The sequence below is a fragment of the Pseudohongiella sp. genome, from assembly GCF_040877505.1.
Classification (GTDB): Bacteria; Pseudomonadota; Gammaproteobacteria; order Pseudomonadales; family Pseudohongiellaceae; genus Pseudohongiella.
In genome coordinates this window covers 1-1631 of sequence record NZ_JBBDNQ010000001.1, presented here as the reverse complement: position 1 = coordinate 1631, position 1631 = coordinate 1, and the positions used below count along the sequence as shown (strand labels likewise).

At 60.4% G+C, this 1631-nt stretch carries 2 protein-coding genes; both read left to right on the top strand.

Annotated features, from left to right (window positions below; translation table 11 throughout):
* Positions 1–122, top strand: a 122-nt coding sequence (locus WD071_RS00010) for a hypothetical protein (protein ID WP_368046223.1), incomplete at its 5' end; no start/stop codon positions are given.
* 5 nt (positions 123–127) lie between these two features.
* The coding region (recJ, locus tag WD071_RS00005) for a single-stranded-DNA-specific exonuclease RecJ (RefSeq protein ID WP_368046222.1) at positions 128–1631 on the top strand (1504 nt) is incomplete at its 3' end.

The following is a 1631-nucleotide window of genomic DNA, read 5'->3' as shown; positions in this document are numbered from 1 at the left end:
CCGAACTGCCGCATCACCTGACCGATCTGTTCGACCGGCCAGAGCGCTATGAAGTTTTGCCAAACGAACTCGCTCGAGTTCAGGCCTATGTCGCCAACGTCGTCTTCGGCGAGGGTAACTGAGCGGCGTGGCCGCTCCCTTTCCCAACCTCCAGACCCGTCCCGTTCCTGACGGAGCCGCCGTCTCCGAGCAGCCACTGCTGGACCGGATCTACCGGTCTCGCGGTGTGTGCTCACCGCTAGAACTGGACTCGTCCCTGCAGCATTTACTGCCCTGGCAGACGATGAAGGGGATTGATTCGGCGGTAGAATTGTTAATCCGGGCGCTAGATCACCATCAGCGTATTTTGGTTATCGGCGATTACGACGTCGACGGCGCTACCAGCACCGCCCTGGTCGTTCAGATACTGCGAGCCCTGGGTGCCCAGGTGGATTACCTGCTGCCCAATCGCTTCGAATACGGCTATGGCCTTTCGGCTGCTATCGTCGAACAGGCGCTGACGATATCACCTGAACTGATCATTACCGTGGACAACGGCATCGCCAGCCTGGATGGCGTCGCGGCAGCACAGGCCGCTGGCGTTGCCGTACTCATCACCGACCATCATCTATCCGGAGCAGACCTGCCACCCGCCGAAGCCATTGTTAACCCCAACCAGCCAGGCTGCGACTTTGCCAGCAAAGCCGCCTGCGGCTGCACTGTGGCGTTTTATCTAATGATTGCCTTGCGTGCCGCGCTGCGCGACCGGGACTGGTTTGAACAACAGTCTGTGCAGTCGCCGAATCTGGCCCAGTGGCTGGATCTGGTTGCCCTGGCCACTGTCGCCGATGTGGTGCCACTTGATGCCAACAATCGCCGACTGGTAAACCAGGGCCTGGGACGCATTCGTGCCGGTCAATCCCGGCCCGGGATACAGGCTTTATTTGAAGTCGCCGGTAGAGAGTGGCAAAGAGCCCAGGCCTCCGACTTTGGTTTTGTTATAGGCCCTAGGCTGAATGCCGCAGGCCGCTTGGATGATATGGCGATCGGGGTTCGCTGCCTGCTGACCGATAACCCGGGGGAAGCGCGCCAACTGGCGGCGCAACTGGAAGATTTGAACCGGGAACGACGCGCCATAGAGCGTTCTATGGTAGTCGAAGCCCAGCAGACTCTGGAACAAATCCGCGATTCACCGCCTCGCAACGGCCATGTTCTGTACCAGGCCGACTGGCACGAAGGCGTGATCGGCATCCTGGCCTCACGCATTAAAGAGCAAACACACCGACCGGTCATCGCGCTGGCGGGCTCGGATAACGGACGCCTCAAAGGTTCAGCCCGCTCCATACCCGGTTTTCATCTGCGTGACGCACTCGACTGGATTGCCAAGCAGGAACCAGAGCTGCTGATCACCTTCGGCGGCCACGCCATGGCGGCTGGCCTGACGCTCGCAGAGGGGGATCAGGATCGACTGCAACACTGGTTTGAGCAGGCCGTTCAGACGCTCTGTGAACCAGAGGCCCTGCAGCCAACGATTATGACTGACGGAGAACTAAGCGCTAAAGAGCGCGACTTGGGCACGGCCCTAGCCCTGGAACAGGCCGGACCCTTCGGCCAGGGCTTCCCGGCACCGGTCTTTCAGGGCGAATTCCGGA